General features: G+C 38.2%; 1 protein-coding gene. It reads left to right on the plus strand.

Going from position 1 to position 536, the window contains the following annotated elements:
- Positions 1-46 precede the first annotated feature (46 nt).
- A complete protein-coding gene (locus AB4486_RS28465) occupies positions 47-535 on the plus strand; it encodes a hypothetical protein (RefSeq protein ID WP_102319802.1) in 489 nt (162 codons plus the stop codon).
- Position 536: the final 1 nt, after the last annotated feature.

Raw genomic sequence — 536 nt, forward strand, 5'->3', positions numbered from 1 at the left:
ATGGTGTACTTATAGATAGAGCATAAAATCACTTTCGGTAGAACCAATGAACATTTTATATTTTGACCCGCGCTCTCTTCTTTACTCTTCGAACTATTTAAATCAAAACGATGACGTTCGTCGTATTTATGAGTTACAGCCATTTTTAAGCAATACTGATTTGCTAATGAAAAATGTGACACCCGATAGAAAAGGTGCACAGCGTTTGGCTGATGCAGCAAACAGTGTAGGCTTTCTTTTGTACCCGACTGGAGAACGATTCACGCGTGAATTGTTAATTAAGCATACTGTATTTACTGAAAATCAATTAGCAGCGTTTGTTGATTTGACCTATAAAGTTAGGCTTGATGATAGAGATCCCGTGCGTCTAATGTTAGCTCACGCCAATGCTTTAAATGCGACTTGGTTTATCTGCGGAGACGTTGCGACAGACGATAGACTTAAAGCATTTACAGGGAAAGCGCTTTTAAGTGCAATAAATGAAGGTGTAAGCGACAGTTTGATATCTCAAATTAACAAACTGTCTCACATCTAAC

Source organism: Vibrio sp. 10N.222.55.C6, from assembly GCF_041473395.1.
GTDB classification, from domain to species: domain Bacteria; phylum Pseudomonadota; class Gammaproteobacteria; order Enterobacterales; family Vibrionaceae; genus Vibrio; species Vibrio crassostreae_C.